Source organism: Faecalibacterium tardum (assembly GCF_040096515.1).
Classification (GTDB): domain Bacteria; phylum Bacillota; class Clostridia; order Oscillospirales; family Ruminococcaceae; genus Faecalibacterium; species Faecalibacterium tardum.
The window spans coordinates 14642-36655 of sequence record NZ_JBBMEO010000014.1 but is presented as its reverse complement, the minus strand read 5'-3'; the positions used below and the strand labels follow the sequence as shown (position 1 = coordinate 36655).

Sequence of the window (22014 nt, the reverse complement as noted above, 5' to 3'; positions counted from 1 at the left end):
TCGCTAGATTAAGTTACACATACAAGCCCCTTGCCGCCTCGTCAGGGCGGCAATTTTACGACGGGCTTGCTATTTTCAGGCTGTTAGCTTTCGCACTCGCTTCTCTTTTCGTAAGACTCGCAGGTATCCTCTGGGTCTGTGTTCTCCGTTCCTTTCGGTGACAGGCCGTTATAGCAGAACCAGCTTTTAGCGTCATGGTAATAGCAGGTGCAGCAGGTGTTTTCAGGCTCCACGTTTGCCTCCCGTATAAAAACGTTCCATCGTTTCGCGGTACACCTTGAAGCACTTCGGGCACAAGTCACCAACTCCAAAGAAGTCCCTTGTTTCAAGCGCCCACCCATCCAGTGCCTTCTGGTCAAACCGACCATCATCGAACCGTTCTGCAAATACCTGCTCCCGGCAACGGTTGCAGATAAACATTGCTCCGTTCTGTCTCATTGCACTTTCTCCAACTTCATAACCTCGAAATCTTCAAGGTTTTGGTGTAGCTTCTTGGCTGCGCGGCGTGCTACCGTGTCAGCCTCTTCCTCGTTGTCCGCCTCGACTTCAAACTCTCCCAGGCAAACCTCCCCGTAAGATTCGTAGGCTACAACTTCCGCTTTGTATTTCATTTCTCGTCAGTCCCTTTCGGTGGTTCCGGCAGCGGCATCCAGTGTGAAACTCTGCATCCCGCCGGATTCTCCGAAACGCAGCGCCCCAGATCGTCAAACCACGAATTGCCTTCCAGCGTGCCCTCCGTCTGGTTCCCATCCTCGTAGTAAAGCCAGACCGTATCACTCACTTCTGCATACTCCGGGTTGTTTCCGCGCGGACAAGGCGTGTGATGCCTTGGTGGAAGTTCCACCTTCACATCCCGCCACCACAGATTGCTTTCCGGTTCGACTGTCGGAGCGACAGAGAGCATTTTCTCTACCATCTCGACTATCTTCGCCCGGTCTTTCCCGCATCCAGGCGCCCCTAGCAAGCAGCTTTTCATGGTGCGCAGCTGTAACGCAAAGTCAATCGAATTTATCATCCGCTGCTTCATTCGTCGTTCTCCTTTCCAATGTCTTTGAACAAAACTTCCTCGTTTTTCTTCCAGTCATAGATTTTGCACGGAATATCTGTCCCCGGCACGGTCTTTTTAAGCCCGTCCATCTGCCAGACGTTCCACGAAACAATCTCTGCGATGATTTCAACGTGTGCTTTGATTGGTTCTCTTTTGAAATACTGCCGCCAGTGTTCGCAATAGGTCAGCAGCAAATTCGCCCTTGCCAAAAGCAGATTGTCGCCTTGCCACTCATACCCGTATGTACTTGAAAATGCTTTCAGTGCCTCGCCGAAATATAGCGCACCGTATCCGCATTTGTACCGGTTATACGTCCGTTCCATCCGTTTGGCGCCGCTTCTCCCATCTGGGTACTTTCGGATATTTTGGGAAATCGCTCTTAGTTTCCGGTCAAGCAGGCCAATACGATCCGGCACCGGAATTGGTTCTCCCGTTACAGTGTTATACCTGCTCACAAGAAAGGGTGCTTCTCCACAGGTCACTTCCAGGCAGGTCTTGCTGATGAAGTTTTCCCAGTTGTCTACATCGAGGTCTTTTTCCGCAAGGTCTACCATCTTTTTGCAGGCCCACGTTGGAGTAAAAACCTCTGCTTTCTTTCTGGTTCGTTCTTTCTGGCTTTCGATTCTTTTCAGAACTCTTGGGACTATCCCGGCGCTTTCCACCTGCTTCAGCGTGATCTCGTCCGAAAAGCAGCACCAGTTTTCCGGTGTCGGATCTGTCGCCCAGATGATGTTTCGCCCCGTTGTGCGGTCTTTTAGCAAGGTCGGCAAAACGTGACAAAGGTATTTGTCTGCGAAATCAATCAAGGTCTGCATTCTCTGTACCTCAACGGCTTGTTGAAATAATGGAGCGAAACCCATTCTTTTTTTCGGAGTATCGTTTCCTCACTGATACAGGTTCTTGCGTAGTCAAGCTGCTTGTAGAGAATGTCATAGCACTTTCTGCAGACCATAAAGCCCGGTTTTCTTTCTCCGCCGCACCTAACGCAAAGTCCAGCTTCCCGCCATTTGAGTTCTCTTGGTTCCCTCCACCTTCTTGTGGCGTTTCTCTGGACAATCATGCAGTCGTAGCACATAGAAGTGCTGTTCCCCCAAAGCGGTTTTGCCCCGCACTTGGCGCACATTCCCTTGTTCTTGTTTCTAACTCTCCGGTTTTTCGCATAGATGTTCCGAACGTCCCGGACGTTATTCCAGTTCTCGCGATGGAGGTTTCTATCTTTTTCAAGACAGACGTCGCATTTTGTTCTGTTCGGGACTGCTTCCGCCTGTCCGCATTTCACGCAAATGTGGTGGTCTTTGTACCAGTGATAGCGTTTTCTGCTTTCTTCGTTCTGCTGAAGCCGGACTTCATCCGTTTTGTACTTCATGGCTAACTACTTTTTCTTTCAATGAGAACAACATCACTCGGTTCACACGCATATCTTTTGAGTGATCCGTTTCTCATGTCAAAATCAGCAACAACATTTTCATCCCGGTTGCCACGAATTACCGTTCCCGTTGTCTTTAATATTTTTGAATAAACCAGATCTCCAACTTCAATCAGTTCATTGTAGCCTTTAGGTCGAACCGGATTCAATTCAATTTTGGGCTGCGGCTGGTCGCTGCGGTTCAGCGGCTTATCAAAGCACACATTCCATTGGTCGCCCTCCGGCTTGTCATGCCATGCCAGGGCGTGGCGAATAACAAGCCATACCTGTTCTGCCCGGTACGGCGCCTTCATTACGTCTGAGGTCGGGGCCGGGAGAACGTATCTGCTATACAGCCGTTCCATTTCTAGCAGCATGGTATTTCTGCGGTCTATTGCAACATTAAAAGCGTTTTTACGCTGTTCCTCGCTCTGAAACGCATTGTTTTCCGCGTCCGAGTAGAATTTTGCAAAGCACAAATCGTCTGCCAGATCCCAGAACTGCCCCATGTGCAGCCGCAAGTACCACTCGCAGGCAGTCTGCACAGCCTCCGCCACTGGGCGGCTCATGGTCAGCGTAATGGTTTCGACCTCTGCCGGTGCATCACTTTTCTTCTTCGTCATAGTGCGGCTCCTTCGCTCCCGGCCAGTTCCGGCGCTGGCTACGCTCAAACTTTCGCGCCATTGCCGCTACCTGAATAGCCTCCACGGCCAGGGCAACCGCCCGGTCATACACGCCCTTCGTGGAGATCTGCGGATCGTTGGAGTAAACGCCCATCCACATTGCGTTCAGTTCCCGATGCAGCCCATCCATTTCCCGTGCAGCTTCCACGGCTTCTTCCTGGATCACAGCCACGCCCTCGTGGTTACTTGCAAACATCCGAAACTTCCTGTTCGCTGCAGCCAGTTCAATTTTGACCAGCCGCTTCACATCATTCTTCACAGCGTCCATGTTATTCCTCCACGAAAACCACATTGGCCCAGCCCGTTTCATACTTTTTCCCGTTGACATTTACCGAAACAACCGGCCATCTCCAATCCCAGAAACTTTCTTCGCATACACCTTTGTCCAGCAACGTGCCATCCGGCGAATAGACATACACCGTCTTGACCGGATCTTCGTCTGTTTCCATAGCTTTGTCAGCTTCGCATCCCGCCAGTGCTCCGCACAGTGAGGTGGCGCAGATTGTCAGCGCCAGTGCTTTCAGGGTCTTACGCATTTTCTTCGCCCTCCCGCTTGCTCAAATCCTCAACGTCCGCAACGTCCGCCGTTTTTGCCACCATATCGGCAAGTCCACGCAGTTCGGATTTTGCCAGCGGTTCCATCTTCACCGGGAGCACAGCGCCGCGCACCACCATGCCGTCTTTGATAACATAGTAGCGGCCGCCGCTCGCCATCTGTCGCAGACAGTATTTGAAATACCCGCTCTTGCGGATTTCATCCGCCACCGGCAGGATCTGCTTTGCATCCACAAAGCCTACCGTCCTGTGGTTCGGATCAATCATCGGGATCAGATCGTTCCCACAGTACCGGATGCTGATTCTGCCAGTCACGCAGTCCACCTCACCGTCTGCCGTGTCATCCAGATTCATGCCATCAAAGCGCAGAGCGTCATCCGTACATTCAGCGCCGAACTGGATATCCGCCCACTCGCTCTTGCTGATACCCAGAAGTGTTGCCAACTCGCTTTCGTTCTGTGCCTTCGGGAATCCGGTCAACGGAAAGATTGCCGTTTTCGTGCCGATGTACAGCTCGCATCCGGTGTCGCCGCGAAAGAGTGCCTTGTAGAGTTTGCAATACTCGTCAGCCTTGATAAGTTTTGCGATTGCCGCCAGTTTCATTTGTAACTCCCTTCATTTTCGATTACCTGAACCTCAAACGTCTTGTACTCTCGGTAGTGATCTCCTGCCATCTTTTTTGCCTTTTCAACGGCCAGCTCTGCGCTGGTTGCTGTGAGCCTATAAGGCAGCCACGCTGGCATACCGCTTTCACCGGTTGCTTTCAGCAGGATATAATACCTTTGCATTGGTGCGTCCTCCTTCCGATTTTGGGCAATCCCGGAGTTGAACCGGGTGCGGGCCTGTTCCCATGCTCATAAAAAAGACCGCCGCGGCGGGCGGCCTTTATAGTGGAGTTCGCTATTCTGTTTTTAGAATCTCTTCTGCCTCCGCCTTGTGCTTCAGCACGCTATCCCTGCAAGCCGCGCCCTCGTCCCGGATCTTTCCCAGCGGGCACTTTGCGCACGGCAGGAAGTTCTGCCGCATCTTTTTGCAGAGAACGTTCCTTGCCGCCAGAAGTTCCTTCCTCATCATACGAACAGATACAGCCAGCAGTATTTAATCAGCGCAGCGGGCACAAAAAATATCACCGCTGCCCACAGCGCCACGCCCAGTGCAAACAGCAAGGTTCCCAGTGTCTTTACAAGTCCTTCCATACTTTTCCTCCAATTACTCAAGTTCATCTCCCCACGCATCCCATCCGGTTGCGTGTTGGCGGGCAAACAGTTCGATTCTCGGTACATCGCCCAGCAATTCAACAATCCTACGGCGGACTTCATCCGGCTTTACGCTGTGCGCCTGTATTGGCGATTCAATAACCTGATGTACCGCATGACTTTTTACCAGTTCTTTTGCCTTGAATCCCGGTGTCACTCCCAGGAGACACACCTCCGCATTTGCGCGGGTATATGCGCCCATGCCGTAAAAGTTCCCTCCTGATTTATATTTCTTGATCCAGACGAAAGCGGCGGTTTTATAAGTAAATCCCCACGCTTCCATCACCCGGAGTGCGTCCGGGATGGTTGGGAATGTCGCCCACATGAACAGAGCGCAGCCCTGCCCCCCCCCCCGCAAGCCGGCCGACCGGCAATGCGCAGATGCTATCAACATCCATTGTGTGATAGTGCTGTTCTGCGTTGCCCCGGCTTTTGGGTCCAGTTCCATGCTGGCGGTAACTCCACGGCGGATCTGCGTATATCACCGCGTACTTCTTTTCCGGCAGTTTCATTTCTGATTCTCCTTGAAACATTTATCACTTCGCAAAATGCAAGTCTGATCTGCAATCACTGCCCGATCATCCCAGTCCATTTCCGCTTCTCCTTTTCTGTTCTCACCGTTCTTCCCCCATCAGATTGTCCATGCTCAACTGCCCGCTTATGTTATCATCTTCCATCCACCAGCGAAAAGCATCCATGCCACTCTGCCAGTCACACTGCAAACCTTTTACTTTTCTGATATTAAGCATTCGTTCAAACGCTGAGATGTACATTTTTTCGTAGGCGGGCCAGCGCATAAACTCACGCTGTCTGCCCCCCTACCGGCCATAGGACAGCCGATGCAGCCAACGCGCTTCTGCCCTTCGCAATACAACGGATTGATAGGCAAGTGTTCGCCGTGCGTGTAGTCCCACACATCATCGTCAGACCAGTCCACGATCGGATTGACGGTCATCTTGCCCTTGATGCTGCACGTTTCAAAAAGCTGCCTTTTTTCATCATTGTCTCCCATAAGGATGATGCGCTTTTCCTTGTCACGATGGCTAAACTCCATCGTTCCACGGTTTTTCTTTCTGTTTGTTGATTCAGCCCAGCGAACGCCGGTAGCGATAAATCTATCGCGGCCAGTATTTTCTTTGAGAACGGCACAGCAATAGCGTACAAGTCTTGTCGGCGGCATCAGCTTTTGCGGAATCAGTGTCCACATGGACACGGGTTTGTCCTTGTAGCGTGGCATGACGATGGAGCATTTGATTCCCCGTTCTTCCATCGCCTTGAACTGCTCACGGATGAAATATACCGTCTCCGGCGCATCTGCTGTGGTATGGCTGTTGACCACCTCAAAGTTGATTCCTGCACGTTCAGCCAGAGCCACAAGCACTTGTGAGTCCTTGCCGCCAGAGTATGTGACCATTAACGGTTTCTTGTACCGATGCTCCGAAAGCCTTGCAGCGTCCTGTAGGCGGGCAATTGCCATTTGTTCTTTGTCCATTACTCCGCCTCCCGGATGATCCAAACCCTGTGCCGGCCGTAGCCGTCCCAGTTCAGTGCATCCGTATGGCTACCGGAAACGGCAACGTCCAGATGCTTTCCCTTGACGCTGGCGCCGGTATCCTGAACGATTCTCACGCCCACATCTTCAATGTAGAGGACAGTTCCGAACGGGAAAACGTCCGGGTCTGCTGCTACCGTCACTCCGCCTTCGACCGGCGCACCGCTGGCGGTAATTCCCGTTCCAGTACCACAGATGTGCTCCCGCTTTTCGGTGCAATATGCTGTGCAGAGGAAATCTCCTGCATCCTCTACCAGCAGCTTTCCGTCCAGCCGATCCCGCGCTTTCAGCGAATCCCGCAGGGTATCTGCATACCCCGCAATTTCTTTCGACACGCCCTCCCAGTCCTCATACCGGGACTTGTAGATGTCTCGCTGGCATTCCAGATCGTTGATTCTGTGGTAAAGCGTGTTCGTCTGTACGCCAGCGATCAGGACTACCACCAGAGCGATTTTTCCTACATCAATTTTCATGTTCGTTCCTTTCCGGGAAGCGCTTCTTCGTAACGGCGATTGGGAACTCTTCAATTTCCGATGCCCACCGGGCAGTTCCAGTTCCGTATGTAGTCTCCCATACCAGTGGGAATCCGCCGATGCCGTCAAACAGACTGCCTAGCTTTGCGCCGTCTCCCATGTATGATTTCATCTTCTGTGCGATCCAGAACCATTGCGGAAGAGCAATGCTATTTCCCAGCGCCTTATACCGCGGGCTGTCTGCTGCCTTGTGCTTTTTTCCTTTGGTGTCCGTCCATTCTCCAATGTCCGTCCACCCGTCCGGGTAGCCTTGCAGTCGTTCGCATTCCATAGGGGTTAGACGGCGAACAATCCATCGGAGTGTAAACACATATCCGTGTCCGCCGCCTTCTCCGCTATACAACGCAGGCCATTTCCCGTATTCAGAAAAAATCCTGCGGCTCTGGACATCCCACGGTGTCAAACAGCCAGCGTGTTCTATTGCAACTGCCTGCGCGTCGTGCATCGTGTCCAATGTTCCAGACTTTTCTTTTGTAACTGACGAATGAGCCTGTCCGTTTCCAATTCCGTAGCTTTCTATTACTTTTGGCCCCGAATTTGGTGCTGTGCTTCGGCAGGTAATGGCTGCGGCTGTATTTCCCGTCACTGCCCCGTTGTACAGATCAACCGCAATAGCAGTATAATCCGTGATCCTGCTCTCGTGGTCGCCCGTGATTGTCGGCACTATCTGGCCGTCGCCACTTTCTCGTGCATCAAACACTTTCACAACGGCGGATGGCGTATGCGCGCTTGCAGCCAAAGGATGGCACGGGTCGCCCCAGTGCGGGTTACTTCCGTTCTGCGGGCTGGTTAGTTGTGTAGTGTCAAACGGCAGTGCATCAAGAACAATCGGGTCATGGCCTTTTGCATTTGCCCTCAATGTTCCCACCACGTCATACGATACATCCATCTTGCCGCCGCCCTGGTCGTTTAAGACTTGAACTTTGTACGCCACGGCATGGCGATCAACCGTATTCACGGTGAAGCCGCCATTCTCTCTTACTCCTGTTCCGTTTTGGTTTGTCGCTCTATCTACTGTATTGCCGCTAATACAATACGTCGGTTCTTGAATCAATTTGAAAAGCGTCTGGTCTTGTAGCGTCCCGGTTTTCTCCGTCTGCACCAGCGCACCCTTGCCGCCGCCTGCGCATCCCGAACGTATTTTCAAGGTGTAGGCTGCGTTCCGCCCCCCCCTCTGCCACCACTCGATCATTTCCAGCAGAGCAGTTTGTAGTAAGTCCGGCAATTTCTTTCCACGTCGGGATGCCCTCGTCAGGATGCCCTGACACGCCCGTTCGCTCAAATAGTATTTCAGAGGCGCGTTGGCCTCCAAAATCTGCGACAAGAGCGATTCGCTTTCGACGTTGGGGAACTCCCCAATATTGAGCATCGATCTGTCGCCAAACAATGCTCCATCCAGTTCCTGCGATTGCTCCGGCTTTGCTCCATCTGCCCCCCCTCGGAGGTCTAGGAACAATAGCGTCTGGCTGTTCCACGCGGGCAAGCTCTTCCAGCACGGCTCTGAAATCTTCTCCGTTGTTGCTGGAAAAGGCTCCTGGTACGTTTTCCCAAATAGCGAAAGTTGGATACAATCCATTTGTGCTTGACCTCATTTCCTTTATGATCCGAACCGCCTCCATGAACAGCCCAGACCGTTCTCCCGCAAGCCCTGTCCTGTGCCCAGCAATGGACAGATCCTGGCATGGGCTTCCAAATGTGATGCAGTCCACCGGTTCTACTTCATTGCCGTGTATCTTTGTTATGTCGCCCAGATGAATCATATTGGCCTCTTTTCTTTTTGCACGGACGGCCAGCATCGAACTGGCTCGCCTGTTCATGGGGGATTATCAGAAGCAGGTGCATCCTCTATGCGTCCGCATATCAAGCCCGCCCGGTAAAGAGAGCACCGGGCGGGGCGGCTGCGGCAACAGCCTACCGCTTTTGTCCTGAGCGGATTGAACAGAGCATTTCTGCGCTCATGCTGCGGCGCGCCCATTCCCGTCAACTCCATGCGGGTGCGTCTTTCGCGGAAATGGCAGCCCGGTCTTTCACCGGGCTTGAACGGAAAGGAGGACGCTGCTGTACAGCACCATTCCGCTATGCCGGGCAACCGGTTTCAAAGTTTCCCGGCTTTCATGGAAAACAACCAAGGCGCAGATGGGGTCTGACCCCATTCGCAGCGCTTCCGCCTATAAGAAGTGCTCTGCGCCATATAAAAAGCAGCCCCGCTTCTGCGGTGCAGGGCTGCTTATCTTACGCCAGAGAAGAACTATGCTTTGTATCAGCAGCATCGTTTTTCTCGTAGTGCTTGCACTCCACATTGTAACCGCTACAAGGCGCACATCGGGTATCGGTTATTTTGAACGTGTGCTTGCACTGTTCCACGTCATTCTTCTTTGCGCCCCTGTGCGGGGCAATTCTAATATGTACGCTCCTTGCCAAACTCTTGACCTTCCTTGCTTTATGTAGGTAGCTGCACCGCCCAAGCGGGGAAGGGTTGCGGCGTTTGTCCTGCACTACTTCCCAGCGCTCTGGGATGTTGAGGTTTCTTCTTTTCCACAATGGCCTACCTGTGTAAAACTCTGCAACGAATGTTTCAAACTCATTTTCCAGCATTTCGATAAGTGCTTTTTCTTCGTCCGACAAAGGTCCCGGCACTTCCTCGATATCCGGTATACTTGCTGATAGTTCCATTCTCTTACCGCTCGGAAGATCTATGTAAGCAGCGCGCCCGTTCACTCTCCTACCTCCATGATGTGCGTTGCGATCATGTCAGCCATGTGCAGGCACAGGACTTCCGGGTATCTGTCGTATGCCTTGCTAAGAGTGTTCCAGTCCCGTTCTCCGGTATAGGCACCCATGTGCCACCGGATTGCCAGAACTTCCTTTTCCGTCAGGTGGATCCAGTGCTGAATGTTGATTACGGACGCTTCACCGTGCCCCAGCAAATCCGTATCTCTATACTGATAGCTTCCATCCGGTTTCTGGATGTAATTTCCGGCTTTGCAAACGTCGTGGAGCAGGGCTGCGGTCAGGACTGCGTTCTTATCGCACCTCGCAAACTGCGGCATATTCTCGCACAGTTCCAGCGCAGCCCTCGCTACGTTGAGCGAGTGCAGCAGCAGGCCGCCGGGGACGTTCAGGTGATGCTTTGCGCTGGCGGGCGAGTTGTAAAAGTCCGTTTCTTCCAGGACAATCATCAATGCCATGCCGCCCGGTCTGCCTTCAATGGCCTTCGTCAGCAGCCGCTTGTACTCTTCTTTCAGGAGTTTCTTGTCCATGATCGTTCCCCCTTACGCCTTCTGCGCGGCATCCTGGGCAGTATCGGCAGCCGCGCTCTTGTCGGTGGCTGCGGCATTGTCTGCTTCCTTTTCTTTCCACGCCTTTTCCAGCGCCAGCGGGAGGGCGAAAACAGCTTCTACCAACCGCAGCTTTGCATCATCCCAGCTGTCCGCGCCCAGTGCGATGGTCTGCGTCATCGCGCTGATTGCCATATTCTGCAGGGTAGTGGTTTTGCCGTTCAGGTACATCTCCACATGATCCTCGTTATTCAGCACTACTTCGATCTTTGCCTTGTAATCTTCTCCCATGTTGTTTGTCCTTTCTGTGCTGCGTGAATATTCGGTCAATGGTGGTACATTCCGGGGTTAGCACCGGACGGAAGGGAATGCACCCCCTCCTGCACTGGCTGTACCATATCAAAAGAGCGGCGTCGGACAAATGATGCCGCTCCTCCTGCCCATGCGGACCGCCCTGCCGTATTCTTTCTGCCCCCAGCAGGTAAGGCCCCGGCCTTGCGGTAGCCGGGCGGCTTTCCCTCGCAGTTCAGCCGCATGGTGGGCGGGTAGGTCTGCCCATGCCTTTCCGGTTCTGTCAGTCCCAGTCCCGGACTTCGTTGTTCCAGTCGTAAGCCTTGTTTACCAGCGTGTCCAGCAGCACCGGCACCGCCCATGCAATGGCAACAAGATCCGGGTCGTAATTGATTTTGAAGATCCAGCAAACGCCCCAGATCAGGGTTGAGAAAATGCCGTACAGCACGCCGAACACCAGCAGGCTTTCGCCCAGGTGCAACGCATCGCGGCGGAATCGCCGCCAGTTGAACGCCTTATTGAAGCTGCTGATTCCTCGGTGGAGTTTTTCAAGCATCATTTTGTCCTCTCTTTGCATTTAGCCTTTCCTGTAGTACAATGAGCACGGAAAGGAGGTGATTTCTTTGAAGCGTTCTGAATATAACCAGATTGTCCTTGCCATTGTCGAAAAGACAGAATCCGAATTGAACAAAGGAGTAAAGGAAGCATACCGATCCGGCGGTCAAAGTTCTGCCCTTGCCTATCTCGCAACTTCGATTCCTGACACCGTTGCTCACATGGTTTCCGACATCCTCAAGCAAAGTGGGGTTCTTCATTTTGAGGATGATGGTTCTCCAGATAGTGAGTAAATTCTCGCATCTGCTCTTCTGACAGCGCTTCCTTATTGGGGACGTTGAACGGTTGCGGCCTTTGCAGTTCCAGCGCAAAGACCGCAATTTCTTTTGCCTCGCCAGTGATTTCAATTTTCATTTTTCGTTTCGCCTCCCTCCATGTGAAACAGGCTGGTTTGACTTGTATACTCTGCAAATCGTTCTTCTTCCAGTTGAAAATAGAACGGGTCAATTTCAAAGCCGATAAAATCAAGTCCCGCTTCATAGGCTGCTATGCGGCTGCTTCCGCTTCCAAGGTGAGTATCAAGAATCTTTTGCCCCGGCTCTGCATAGTTTTTGAATATCCAGTCGTACAAGACAACCGGCTTCTGGGTCGGGTGGATTCTCTTTTCGTTCAGGGATTTGTTTCCCTGCATGGTGCCGCCTTCCGCAATACTCTTTCCTTGCATCATGCCGGACCACATATAGCGGAACAATCGCACCGATGTAAATAAATCGGTCGCCGCTATCTCGCAGTCTGAAAAGCTGGAACTTCCATTGCACTTGTCCCACACGATCCGCCCGGTTGCAAACTTATAATCAAAGTAGTTGCAGCCCCACACGATGTAGTGTCTGGAAACGCGGAGCAGTTCTTTGAAATACTCCGGTCCCGGCCTGATCCATGCCGGTGAAATCGGATAGTCCCGGTGTACGCCTATCTTGCTTACCTTGGAGCCGTAAAAGCCCCGACGCTCTGGACCAGAGAAGTACGGAGGATCTACAACGGCCAGATCAAAATAATTGTCCGGGAACAGTTCCATTGCCGGAACGCAGTCCACGTTGTAGCAATGGTTCAGCTTGAATACTTCTCCCATCCTTTTTACTCCGCCGGGCGGTCAGCCCAATACCTGAGCTGCTGCTTCTTGTTGTACAAGCGCTGCTGTCCCAGCACTGCGCTGTACCCGGCGCGGCCATTGGCATCCATCTTACCGGTGTCGCCGCGCTTCAGTTCCTTGTAGATGGTCGAGTAGTTGAACTGCATTGCCCTTGCAATCCCCGCCACGCTCTGCCCGGCATTGTACCGGGCTTCCAGCGTCTTGCGGTCATCTTGGGTCATGTGCTTTGCCATGTCCTGCTTTTTCCTCGCTTTCCCTAAAAATGCGCAAAAAAATAACGCAAGAGAAGTCGCTAAGATTTCTCTTGCGTTTTCTCTTGCGTTTATTTTACAAATTCAGCGAGAAGCTTTTGAAGTTTTCTGAACTTAAATCGCTCAGTAGTTTCTCGGTGCTAACCGGAACATTTGAACGTTCATTGGTTCTTTTCAAGGGCTTCCTGCTGAGCTTTCAGAAGTCATTCTTTTGTCTCAGCGCTTGGCGCTCACATATAGTACCATACCGCAACCACTTTTGCAAGCCTTTTTTACATTTTTTTCGCCTTTTTTTGCGCTTTGTATACATCATCCAGTTTTTCGCTCAGTTTCAGGGGATGTTTTGACCTTTCTTCCACCATTTCTGCGCAAAAACAGCCGCCGCACAAAAAGTGCAGCGGCTGTTGCCTTGTAATTCAGTTCTTTTCTTCCTGCTTCATCTCCCGCAGGGTCAGCCAGACTGCTGTTGCCAACATCGGCAGCGCAGCGATCAGACCAATGGGCATGGGACCCAGTACATTATAATAAGCATCCGCCGGGGTGACCAGCACCTGCGGCAGCGCCGCAACGGCATTGAACGCGCCGTGTGCAATGGCAGGCACCCAGATGCTCTCCGTTTTCTCATAGAGGATATCCAGCAGGGTGTTCAGGGCAAAGCAGACCACGCACCACACTACCAGACCCAGCAGGGGTGCGCCCAGATAGTTGGTGCCGTACTCGTAGCCCACCAGCAGCATCAGCGGCCAGTGCCAGACGCCCCATACAGCACCGCCCAGCAGACGGCCGTTCAGCAGACCAAACCGCTCTTTCAGGCGAGGCATCATGTAGCCGCGCCAGCCGACCTCCTCGCCCAGCGCGGGGAACATATTGATAGCCGGAGCAAGGAGCACCGCAAACAGACCGTTTTGCAGCAGATAGCTGCGGGTGGAGACGCCCAGCTGGCTGCGCAGGGTCTGCGCGTCCATCTCGCCGCCGTAGGCGGCTACCAGCCAGCTGCCGGAGAAGTCCAGCCGGGAGGGGAACACCGCAAAATACAGCACCGCACCCAGCAGGGTGAGCACCGCCGGGCCGAACCATGCCGCCAGCAGATACCTGCCGTTGCCTTTCAGGCGGGGCCGCCAGCTGATGCCGGTGGGCTGATGCAGCCAGAACTTTTGCACCAGCAGTACAGCCAGCAGCGGGCAGAACATAGTAACGATGAGCGCCAGCTGATACAGCACCGCATTATTCTGCTGCAATAGTGCCATGCAGCCGCCCACCTGACACAGCCATGCCATGCCGAAGGCGAACAGGAAATACAGGCCGAAGCCCTGTTTTTCTTTTACCGTCATACGAACTTCACCGCCGTTCCATAAGCTATGACCTCTGCCGCGCCCTGCATGACGCTGGCAGAGGCGTACCGCATCCCTACAATGGCATCCGCGCCAAGGCTTTCGGCGTCCTTGACCATGCGCCCGGTGGCGATCTGCCGCGCTTCGGTAAGCATATCTGCGTAGTCGGTCACTTCGCCGCCCACAAGGGTGCGGAAGCCAGCCATCATGTCGTGGCCAAGGTTGCGGCTCTGCACCGTGCTGCCCCGCACCACGCCCAGCGCCTCCAGCTTTTTGCCCGGGATCTCGTTAATAGTTACGATAAGCATCTTCTTCTCCCTTTCCGATCTCTTCGATCCGATCCAGCAGCACCTTCAGGGTGCCTACGATGCAGCCCGCCGGGATGCCGAACATCACCACCAGCAGCGGCAGCGGCGGGGCATCCTGCGGGTCGGTGTAGACCGCCCAGCCCATGATAGCCATTACAAAAGCCATCATGGTCACAAAAAGGGCGGCACCGATACAGGCACCCCGGATGCGGCGGGTTTTTTGGTCGGTACGTTCAATGTTCACAAAAGTCACTCCCTGTTCTTCCCGTGCGGTCAGGCGCGCCAGCGTCTGCTCCACATCCAGTTGTTCCAGAGGGCCGTTTTCCTGTTGAAGCAGCGTGCAGAAACCGATTGCTTCCTCCAAGTCGGCGCGGCGGCTGCGCAGACGTTCCAGCTGCTGGCTCATGCCCTCGGCCAGCGTGCGCTGCCCTTCCAGCATCTCCCGGATCTCTGCCAGCGGCACGTCCAGCTTACGCAGCAGCTTGATGCGGCGCAGGCGCTCCACATCCGCCTGCGAGTAGCTGCGGTAGCCGTTGCCCGGCTCCCGGCTGGGGCTGATGAGCCCCTCCTCCTCGTAAAAGCGGATGTTCTTTTTGGTCACGCCAACGGCGGCTTCCACTTCGTTGATCTTCATGGGTCACGACCCCCTCCTTACGGGAGTATTCTACACCTTCCACAAAGGGGAAGGTCAAGCCTTTTTGCAAAAAAAGCCGCCGCACAAGGTCGTACAGCAGCTCCTTCCTTTAAAAATAGCACTTGATCTGGAAACGGTCGGCGTTGTCCTGCTTTTTCTCTACCACAATATGCTCGTGGTTGAAGTCGAAGTGCACCGGGGTGCACAGGTCGGTGTTGCGGGTCAGGCGCAGCAGTTCCTGCACACGCTTTTTCTCCTCCGGCACATAGAACAGGTAGCTCACGCCCTCTTTTTTGGCGCGGCCGGTGCGGCCAATGCGGTGAGTGTAGTGCTCGTTCTCGCTAGGCACATCGTAGTTGATGACGGCATCCACGTCCGAGACGTCAATACCGCGAGCGGCAACGTCCGTAGCCACCAGAATGGCCAGCTTGCCGTCCCGGAAGGCCTGCATGATCTGGTTGCGCTCCTTCTGGGAGAGGTCGCCGTGCAGGCAGTCCACCGAGAAGCCCAGCCGTGCCAGCTGGTTTGCCAGTGTGGCGGTGTTGAACTTGGTATCGCAGAACACCATCACCCGCTTGTAGCCCTCGCCGATGATGATCTGTGCCAGATCCGACAGCTTGTTGCGGCCGGAGGTCTCCAGCATATACTGGGTGATCTTGGGCTGGCTCTCCTCCCGGGGCTGCACGGTGATCTCCTCGGCGTTATGCTGGTACAGCCAGCCGATATCCATCACCTCGCGGCTGATGGTGGCGGAGAACATAGACAGCGCCTTGCGCGCCTTCATCATCTCGATGATATGGCGCACATCCTTATAAAAGCCCATGTTCAGCATCTCGTCGGCTTCGTCCAGCACGATCTGGGTCACATGGGAGATATCAATGCTGTGGTGTTTATAGTGGTCCATCAGCCGTCCCGGGGTGGCTACCACGATCTGGCAGCCCTCGGCCAGACGCTTTGCCTGCTTTTCCATATTAGCGCCGCCGTACACACAGGCCACCTGCACCTCGGACATAAAGTAGGTGAGGTTGGTCAGCTCCTCGGCGATCTGCTGCGCAAGCTCCCGGGTGGGGGCCATGATAACAGCCTGCGGATATTTGTTTTCCGGCTGGATATGCTCCACCACCGGGATGCCGAAGGCACAGGTCTTACCGGTGCCGGTGGGTGCCTTGGCAATAACATCATGCCCGGCCAGCATGAGGGGGATGGTCTTTTCCTGAATCTCGGTCATTTCGGCAAAGCCCATGCGTTCCACAGCCTTGTGGATGGCTTCGCTGCACTGCAACTCGCTGTAAAGCATTTGGACAACTCCGTTCTTTGTGGCGTTTTTTTCTCGTTGCAACAAGTATAGCATGAAATGCCGCGCTTGTCAGCAGAGAAACCAAAAGATGCCGTTCATCGCACACAGGGCGGGACGATTTAGAATGCCCTCCGCTTGCGCTCTGGGCATTTTCAGCGGAAAATGATTTTGAATTTCGAGATATCGGAACGCCTGCGGGCGTTCCGATATCCCATTTTCACAGCAGAGTTTTGGGCAAACAAAAAGAACCGCACCCGGGGTCACGGGTACGGTTCTCAGTGTGCAGGATCAGGCGGTCTCTTCCACGCTCTTCTTGCCGGCCTCCAGCTTCTGCTTGAAGCGGCCGCTGGCCTTGAAGCCGGGGATGGAGGTGGACTCCAGCTGGCTGGAGACCTTGGTCTTGGGGTTGGTGTAAGCCTTCGGCTTGCGGGGACGCATCTCAAAGCGGCCAAAGCCGGCGATGGTCACCTTTTCGTCAGCGCGCAGGCAGTCCGCGATCTGGTCAAACATTGCATCCATCGTGGTCTCGACCTGAGCTTCAGTAAAGCCGGTCTTACGTGCCACGGTTTCGATCATCTGGGAACGGGTCATGTATCGATATCCTCCTGGAATGTCCAAAAGTAACGTCTTTTGGCAAATTTTGCGTTGTTGAGTATAACATATTTCTCGTACTGTTTTCGATGGATTGCGCACGAAATGTATCTTATTGCACACGAACTATATTCAGTTCCGTGCACCCCGCACAAATACAGCGCCCACCGTTTCGGCAGGCGCTGTACAGAACTATTTTATGCGGGTCTCAGGGCTTATTTGCCGCGGTACAGAGTGGCGATATCCACCAGCGGGATGTTTGCCAGACTGTGCTCGCTGCGCAGACAGTCCACCAGAGAGGCGGCGGTGTCCACTGCGGTGATGCAGGGGATGCTCAGCTCCACGGCCTTACGGCGCAGACGGACGGAATCGCGCCGGGGGTCACGACCCTTGGCGCTGGTGGAGAACACATAGTCCACCAGACCGCTCTGCAGCAGATCCACGATGTTGGGTGCCTCGCCGGAGATGTTGCGCACCTCGTTGCAGGGAACCATGTGCTTGTTGAGCCATGCACAGGTGCCGGAGGTACCGTAGAGCTTATAGCCCATATCCTTCAGCTTCCATGCAATATCCACGAACTCGGGCTTGTCGCTGTCCTTCACGGTAAAGATGCAGCAGCTGCCCGGGCCGGGAGTCTTGAAGGTGTAGCCTGCACCGATCAGACCCTTGAGCAGGGCATCGTGGTAGTTGGGCGCAATACCCAGCACCTCGCCGGTGGACTTCATCTCGGGGCCGAACTGGGTATCCACGGCGTGCAGCTTTTCAAAGCTGAACACGGGCACCTTTACCGCCACATAGGGGGCGTTGGGGTGCAGACCGGTGCCGTAGCCCATATCCGTCAGCTTCTCGCCCAAGCAGCAGCGCACGGCCATATCCACCATGGGCACGCCGGTGACCTTGGAGATATAAGGCACGGTACGGGAGGAGCGGGGGTTCACCTCGATGACATACACACGGCCATGGGAAACGGCGTACTGCACGTTGACCAGACCGGTGACGTGCAGCTCGCGGGCAAAGCGACCGGTATAGTCTACCATGGTGTCGATCTCGTCCTGCGTCAGGTGCTGTGCCGGGTAGACACAGATGGAGTCGCCGGAGTGCACGCCAGTGCGCTCCACCTGCTCCATGATGCCGGGGATCAGGAAGTTTTCGCCGTCGCAGATGGCGTCCACCTCGCACTCGGTACCCATGATGTACTTATCCAGCAGCACCGGGTGATCCATGTCAACGTGCTCGGTGATAACGCCCATGTACTCGATGATATCCGCCTTGTTGTAGGCCACGATCATGTTCTGACCGCCCAGCACATAGGAGGGACGCATCAGCACCGGCAGACCGATCTCCTCGGCAGCGGCCAGAGCCTCGTCCAGATTGAACACGGTGCGGCCCGGAGCGCGGGGGATGTTGCAGCGCTCCAGCAGCTCATCAAAGCGCTCGCGGTCCTCGGCCTCGTCAATGGCGTCCGCCGGGGTGCCCAGAATGGGCAGACCGATCTCGTCCATGTGCTTGGCCAGCTTGATGGCGGTCTGTCCGCCGAACTGCACCACGCAGGCATCCGGCTTTTCGGTGGCAATGATGTTGTCCACGCTCTCCGGGTTCAGCGGGTCAAAGTACAGGCGGTCGCCGGTATCAAAGTCGGTGGAAACAGTCTCGGGGTTGTTGTTGACCAGAATGGCCTCGCAGCCGTTCTTTTTCAGCGTCCATACGCAGTGCACAGAGCAGTAGTCGAACTCGATGCCCTGACCGATGCGGATGGGGCCGGAGCCAAAGACCAGAACCTTCTTCTTTTTGGGCTCGCCCTTGGCAGCGGTCTCGGCTTCCTTCTCGGCGATGAAGCTTGCAGCCTCGTTGTCGCCGTCGTAGGTGGAGTAGAAGTAGGGGGTGTTGGCCGAGAACTCGGCAGCGCAGGTATCCACCATCTTGAAGCCGGCGCGGTAGTTCTCCACGGGCAGGGTGTCCACCTGTGCCAGACGGCGGATGGTCTTATCCTGGAAGCCGTACTTCTTGGCAGTCTTGTACTGCTCCAGAGACAGCACACCGTTGCACTGTGCCAGACCCTTTTCCAGATCTGCCAGATGCTGCATCTTGTCCAGGAACCACCAGTCAATCTTGGTGATATCGTAGATGACCTTGTGGTCGATGCCGCGCTTCAGCGCTTCGTACACGCAGAACACGCGCTCGGCGTCCTGAACGTGCATGTGCTCCACCACTTCCTCGTCGGTCAGCTCCTCAAAGGGCTTGTGGGTCAGGGTATCCATGCCCAGCTCAATGGAGGAAACAGCCTTCATCATGGCGGCCTCGAAGCTGTTGCCGATGCTCATCACCTCGCCGGTAGCCATCATCTGGGTGCCCAGAGATTTGTCGGCGTAGACGAACTTATCAAAGGGCCACTTCGGGTACTTGACCACGATGTAGTCCAGCGCAGGCTCGAAGCAGGCGCAGGTCTTGCCGGTGACGTCGTTGGTGATCTCGTCCAGCGTGTAGCCGATGGCGATCTTGGTAGCCACCTTGGCAATGGGGTAGCCGGTAGCCTTGGAAGCCAGCGCGGAGGAGCGGGACACACGGGGGTTGACCTCGATGACCGCGTAGTCGAAGCTGTCCGGCTTCAGGGCAAACTGGCAGTTGCAGCCGCCCTCGATGCCCAGCTCGGTGATAATATCCAGTGCGGCGGTACGCAGCATCTGGTACTCGTGGTCGGTCAGGGTCTGGGAGGGAGCCACGACCACCGAGTCGCCGGTGTGGATGCCCACGGGGTCGAGGTTTTCCATGTTACATACGGTGATCACGTTGCCCTTGTGGTCGCGCATCACCTCGTACTCGATCTCTTTCCAGCCGGCGATGCACTTTTCCACCAGGATCTGATGGATGGGAGAAAGGCGCAGGCCGTTGGTGCCGATCTCGATCAGCTTTTCGCGGGTCTCGCAGATGCCGCCGCCGGTGCCGCCCATGGTAAAGGCCGGGCGCACGATGACCGGGTAGCCGATGCGGTCGGCGCAGTCCAGTGCGTCCTGCAGCGTCTCCACCACCTCAGAGGGGATGATGGGCTGGTGCAGCTTTTCCATGGTCTCCTTGAACAGCTCGCGGTCCTCGGCACGGTCGATGGTCTCGGGATTGCAGGCCAGCAGACGGATGCCGGTGCGGTCCAGATAACCGGAGCGTGCCAGCTCCATGGACAGGTTCAGACCCATCTGGCCGCCGAGGTTGGGCAGCACGGAGTCCGGCTTTTCGATGTCCAGAATGCGCTCCACGACTTCCAGCGTCATGGGCTCGATATACACATGGTCGGCCACGTCCGGGTCGGTCATGATGGTAGCGGGGTTGGAGTTCAGCAGAACGGCCTCGATGCCCTCTGCTTTCAGGGCGCGGCAGGCCTGCGTGCCGGAGTAGTCAAACTCCGCAGCCTGACCAATGATGATAGGGCCGGAGCCAATGACCAGCACTTTTTTGATTCTGGGGTCCTTCGGCATTTCAGCGTGCCTCCTTTGCTGCTTTGACGTTGTTCAGGAAGCGGTCGAACAGGAATTCGGTATCCTTGGGGCCGCCGTTTGCTTCCGGGTGGAACTGCACGGTAAAGCAGTTCCACTTTTTGTACTTGATGCCCTCGCAGGTGCCGTCGTTGGCGTTCACCTGTGCCACCTCGCCCATCTCGGCGGGCAGTTCCTCGCCCACGACCGCGTAGCCGTGGTTCTGGCTGGTGATAAAGGTGCGACCGGACTCAAAGTCGGTCACAGGCTGGTTGGCACCGCGGTGGCCGTACTTCAGCTTCATGGTCTTGGCACCGGCTGCCAGTGCGGACAGCTGGTGACCCAGACAGATGCCGAAGGTGGGGATGTTCAACTCAAAGATGTGCTTGAGGTTCTCGATGATCTCCACCGGCTCGGCGGGGTCGCCGGGGCCGTTGGACAGCATAATGCCGTCCGGGGCAAGGGCTTTGATCTGCTCTGCCGTTGCAAAGGCGGGCATCACGGTCACCTTGCAGCCGCGCTTGACAAGGCAGCGCACGATGTTGCGCTTGCAGCCGTAGTGCATCAGCACGATATGGGTCTCGCCTTCCGGGTTGAACACCTCGGGTGCGGCGCAGGTCACGTTCTTCACGGCATCGGTCACGGCGTAGGCACGGATCTCAGCCAGCAGTGCCTCGGTCTCGGCCTTGTTGGCCGGGTCGGCGGGGTCAAAGGTGGTCAGAATGGCGCCGTTCATCACGCCGCTCTCCCGGATGATGCGGGTCAGGTGGCGGGTGTCGATGCCCTCGATGCCGATGGTGTTGTTCTTTTTCAAAAAGCTGTCCAGCGTCTCCTCACAGCGCCAGTTGGAGGGGGTGGTGCAGGCTTCGCGCACGATGTAGCCCTTTGCCCAAATGCGGTCGGACTCCATATCATCGTGGTTCATGCCGTAGTTACCGATGAGGGGATAGGTCTGGGTGATGATCTGGCCATAGTAGCTGGGGTCGGTCAGGGTCTCCTGAAAGCCCACCATGCCGGTGGCGAACACCACCTCGCCCACGGTCACGCCCTGCGCGCCCACGGACTGTCCGGCAAAGACCATGCCGTTTGCCAAAAGAAGATATGCGTTCATAGTTTTCCTCGTTTCAACAAAAGCTTTCAGTTTACAGGGTCTGCTTTGCTTCCTGCTTCATCTTGCGGCTGCCCAGATGCACCAGCGGCAGCTTGCCCTCCTTGCAGATGGGGCACTCCTCCGGGGTATAGTTGGGCAGGTCCAGCTTCAGGGCGCTGGCCAGAATGGGGATGGGAGACGGAGCCTCGGGCTTGGTGCGGTCCACCACGCAGGTGATGCCAAGGCAGATGCCGCCGGCCTCTTCGATGACGCGCTTGGTCTCCAGAGAGGAGATGCCGGTGGTCACCACGTCCTCGGCGATGATGCACTTTTCACCCGGGTGGATGGCAAAGCGCTTCAGGCACATCACGTTGTCCACGCGCTCGGTAAAGATAGCGCGCTTGCCGGTCTGGCGGGCCAGCTCGTAGGCGTACACGATGCCACCCATAGCAGGGCCGACGATGACGTCCACATCCATCTCCTTGACCTTATCAGCCACAGCCTTCATCACCTCGGCGCAGCGGTCCGGGTACTGCTGCAGATAAGCCATCTGGCAGTATGCGCCGGAGTGCCGGCCGGAGGACAGCAGGAAGTGACCCTCCAGAAATGCGTCACAGCTCTTCAGAATTTCAAGTGCTTCACTCATTGTACTTCTCCCTCTCTTTTCAGTGGTGTATATTCCTTTGGGTGGTATTGTACCACGCTTTTACGGCATTTGCAAATTTATGCGTTAAGTTTTATT

The 22014-nt window shown here is 55.2% G+C and carries 29 protein-coding genes and 2 pseudogenes; all 31 read right to left on the bottom strand.

The window, feature by feature from the left end; all coding sequences use genetic code 11:
- Positions 1-222: 222 nt before the first annotated feature.
- The gene (locus WMO44_RS09490) at positions 223-438 is read right to left on the bottom strand and encodes a hypothetical protein (protein WP_349152428.1); all 216 of its coding nucleotides are present in this window, start codon (positions 436-438) and stop codon (positions 223-225) included.
- Positions 435-611 carry a hypothetical protein gene (locus WMO44_RS09485; RefSeq protein WP_349152427.1) on the bottom strand — a complete coding sequence of 59 codons (177 nt, stop codon included), beginning with the start codon at positions 609-611 and terminating at the stop codon, positions 435-437. Before WMO44_RS09485 ends, WMO44_RS09490 begins: the two co-directional genes overlap by 4 nt.
- Positions 608-1027, bottom strand: coding sequence for a DUF551 domain-containing protein (locus tag WMO44_RS09480; protein ID WP_349152426.1), 420 nt, complete (start codon positions 1025-1027; stop codon positions 608-610). Before WMO44_RS09480 ends, WMO44_RS09485 begins: the two co-directional genes overlap by 4 nt.
- Positions 1024-1863 (bottom strand): hypothetical protein, encoded by an 840-nt coding sequence (locus WMO44_RS09475; RefSeq protein ID WP_349152425.1) that lies wholly within the window; start codon positions 1861-1863, stop codon positions 1024-1026. The genes WMO44_RS09480 and WMO44_RS09475 overlap by 4 nt, the downstream gene beginning before the upstream one ends.
- Complete coding sequence (locus WMO44_RS09470; RefSeq protein ID WP_349152424.1) at positions 1851-2414, bottom strand: hypothetical protein; 564 nt, start codon at positions 2412-2414, stop codon at positions 1851-1853. Before WMO44_RS09470 ends, WMO44_RS09475 begins: the two co-directional genes overlap by 13 nt.
- A 2-nt stretch (positions 2415-2416) precedes the next feature.
- Complete coding sequence (locus tag WMO44_RS09465; RefSeq protein WP_349152423.1) at positions 2417-3076, bottom strand: hypothetical protein; 660 nt, start codon at positions 3074-3076, stop codon at positions 2417-2419.
- Positions 3057-3332, bottom strand: a complete 276-nt coding sequence (locus tag WMO44_RS09460; protein WP_349152422.1) for a hypothetical protein — start codon at positions 3330-3332, stop codon at positions 3057-3059. The genes WMO44_RS09465 and WMO44_RS09460 overlap by 20 nt, the downstream gene beginning before the upstream one ends.
- A gap of 73 nt (positions 3333-3405) precedes the next feature.
- Positions 3406-3672, bottom strand: coding sequence for a hypothetical protein (locus WMO44_RS09455; RefSeq protein WP_349152421.1), 267 nt, complete (start codon positions 3670-3672; stop codon positions 3406-3408).
- Positions 3665-4294 (bottom strand): hypothetical protein, encoded by a 630-nt coding sequence (locus tag WMO44_RS09450; RefSeq protein WP_349152420.1) that lies wholly within the window; start codon positions 4292-4294, stop codon positions 3665-3667. The genes WMO44_RS09455 and WMO44_RS09450 overlap by 8 nt, the downstream gene beginning before the upstream one ends.
- On the bottom strand, positions 4291-4479 hold the full coding sequence (locus tag WMO44_RS09445) for a hypothetical protein (RefSeq protein WP_349152419.1): 189 nt from the start codon (positions 4477-4479) through the stop codon (positions 4291-4293). Before WMO44_RS09445 ends, WMO44_RS09450 begins: the two co-directional genes overlap by 4 nt.
- Positions 4480-4761: 282 nt before the next feature.
- Positions 4762-4887 (bottom strand): hypothetical protein, encoded by a 126-nt coding sequence (locus tag WMO44_RS09440; RefSeq protein ID WP_349152418.1) that lies wholly within the window; start codon positions 4885-4887, stop codon positions 4762-4764.
- 13 nt (positions 4888-4900) lie between these two features.
- A pseudogene (locus WMO44_RS09435) lies at positions 4901-5459 on the bottom strand (MT-A70 family methyltransferase).
- Positions 5460-5674: 215 nt separating this feature from the next.
- The gene (locus WMO44_RS09430; RefSeq protein ID WP_349152417.1) at positions 5675-6439 is read right to left on the bottom strand and encodes a phosphoadenosine phosphosulfate reductase family protein; all 765 of its coding nucleotides are present in this window, start codon (positions 6437-6439) and stop codon (positions 5675-5677) included.
- Entirely contained in the window at positions 6439-6972 is a 534-nt protein-coding gene (locus WMO44_RS09425) for a 3D domain-containing protein (protein ID WP_349152416.1), read from the bottom strand. The genes WMO44_RS09430 and WMO44_RS09425 overlap by 1 nt, the downstream gene beginning before the upstream one ends.
- Positions 6962-8608, bottom strand: coding sequence for a hypothetical protein (locus tag WMO44_RS09420; RefSeq protein WP_349152415.1), 1647 nt, complete (start codon positions 8606-8608; stop codon positions 6962-6964). Before WMO44_RS09420 ends, WMO44_RS09425 begins: the two co-directional genes overlap by 11 nt.
- Positions 8568-8792, bottom strand: a pseudogene (locus WMO44_RS09415) (DNA cytosine methyltransferase); the annotation flags it as partial. The pseudogene WMO44_RS09415 and the gene WMO44_RS09420, both read right to left, overlap by 41 nt.
- 472 nt (positions 8793-9264) lie before the next feature.
- Entirely contained in the window at positions 9265-9750 is a 486-nt protein-coding gene (locus WMO44_RS09410) for a hypothetical protein (RefSeq protein WP_349152414.1), read from the bottom strand.
- Positions 9747-10292 carry an HD domain-containing protein gene (locus WMO44_RS09405; protein WP_349152413.1) on the bottom strand — a complete coding sequence of 182 codons (546 nt, stop codon included), beginning with the start codon at positions 10290-10292 and terminating at the stop codon, positions 9747-9749. Before WMO44_RS09405 ends, WMO44_RS09410 begins: the two co-directional genes overlap by 4 nt.
- Positions 10293-10304: 12 nt before the next feature.
- The gene (locus WMO44_RS09400) at positions 10305-10601 is read right to left on the bottom strand and encodes a hypothetical protein (RefSeq protein WP_349152412.1); all 297 of its coding nucleotides are present in this window, start codon (positions 10599-10601) and stop codon (positions 10305-10307) included.
- Positions 10602-10884: 283 nt separating this feature from the next.
- A complete protein-coding gene (locus WMO44_RS09395; protein ID WP_349152411.1) occupies positions 10885-11160 on the bottom strand; it encodes a hypothetical protein in 276 nt (91 codons plus the stop codon).
- A 233-nt stretch (positions 11161-11393) separates the two neighbouring features.
- Positions 11394-11570, bottom strand: a complete 177-nt coding sequence (locus WMO44_RS09390; protein WP_349152410.1) for a hypothetical protein — start codon at positions 11568-11570, stop codon at positions 11394-11396.
- Positions 11560-12285, bottom strand: a complete 726-nt coding sequence (locus WMO44_RS09385; RefSeq protein WP_349152409.1) for a DNA methyltransferase — start codon at positions 12283-12285, stop codon at positions 11560-11562. The genes WMO44_RS09390 and WMO44_RS09385 overlap by 11 nt, the downstream gene beginning before the upstream one ends.
- A 5-nt stretch (positions 12286-12290) precedes the next feature.
- Positions 12291-12539, bottom strand: a complete 249-nt coding sequence (locus WMO44_RS09380) for a helix-turn-helix domain-containing protein (protein WP_349152408.1) — start codon at positions 12537-12539, stop codon at positions 12291-12293.
- A 434-nt stretch (positions 12540-12973) separates the two neighbouring features.
- The gene (locus WMO44_RS09375; protein WP_349152407.1) at positions 12974-13888 is read right to left on the bottom strand and encodes a CPBP family intramembrane glutamic endopeptidase; all 915 of its coding nucleotides are present in this window, start codon (positions 13886-13888) and stop codon (positions 12974-12976) included.
- On the bottom strand, positions 13885-14196 hold the full coding sequence (locus WMO44_RS09370; RefSeq protein ID WP_005920073.1) for a heavy metal-binding domain-containing protein: 312 nt from the start codon (positions 14194-14196) through the stop codon (positions 13885-13887). Before WMO44_RS09370 ends, WMO44_RS09375 begins: the two co-directional genes overlap by 4 nt.
- Positions 14177-14830, bottom strand: a complete 654-nt coding sequence (locus WMO44_RS09365) for a MerR family transcriptional regulator (protein WP_097779318.1) — start codon at positions 14828-14830, stop codon at positions 14177-14179. Before WMO44_RS09365 ends, WMO44_RS09370 begins: the two co-directional genes overlap by 20 nt.
- A 109-nt stretch (positions 14831-14939) precedes the next feature.
- The gene (locus WMO44_RS09360; RefSeq protein ID WP_349152406.1) at positions 14940-16127 is read right to left on the bottom strand and encodes a DEAD/DEAH box helicase; all 1188 of its coding nucleotides are present in this window, start codon (positions 16125-16127) and stop codon (positions 14940-14942) included.
- A gap of 288 nt (positions 16128-16415) precedes the next feature.
- Positions 16416-16718: an HU family DNA-binding protein gene (locus tag WMO44_RS09355; RefSeq protein ID WP_005920451.1), complete on the bottom strand. Its 303-nt coding sequence runs from the start codon at positions 16716-16718 to the stop codon at positions 16416-16418.
- Between the two features lie 215 nt (positions 16719-16933).
- Complete coding sequence (gene carB, locus WMO44_RS09350; protein ID WP_349152405.1) at positions 16934-20185, bottom strand: carbamoyl-phosphate synthase large subunit; 3252 nt, start codon at positions 20183-20185, stop codon at positions 16934-16936.
- A 1-nt stretch (position 20186) separates the two neighbouring features.
- On the bottom strand, positions 20187-21293 hold the full coding sequence (locus tag WMO44_RS09345) for a carbamoyl phosphate synthase small subunit (protein WP_097779315.1): 1107 nt from the start codon (positions 21291-21293) through the stop codon (positions 20187-20189).
- 31 nt (positions 21294-21324) lie between these two features.
- Positions 21325-21918: an orotate phosphoribosyltransferase gene (gene pyrE, locus WMO44_RS09340; protein WP_005920457.1), complete on the bottom strand. Its 594-nt coding sequence runs from the start codon at positions 21916-21918 to the stop codon at positions 21325-21327.
- Between the last annotated feature and the right edge of the window lie 96 nt (positions 21919-22014).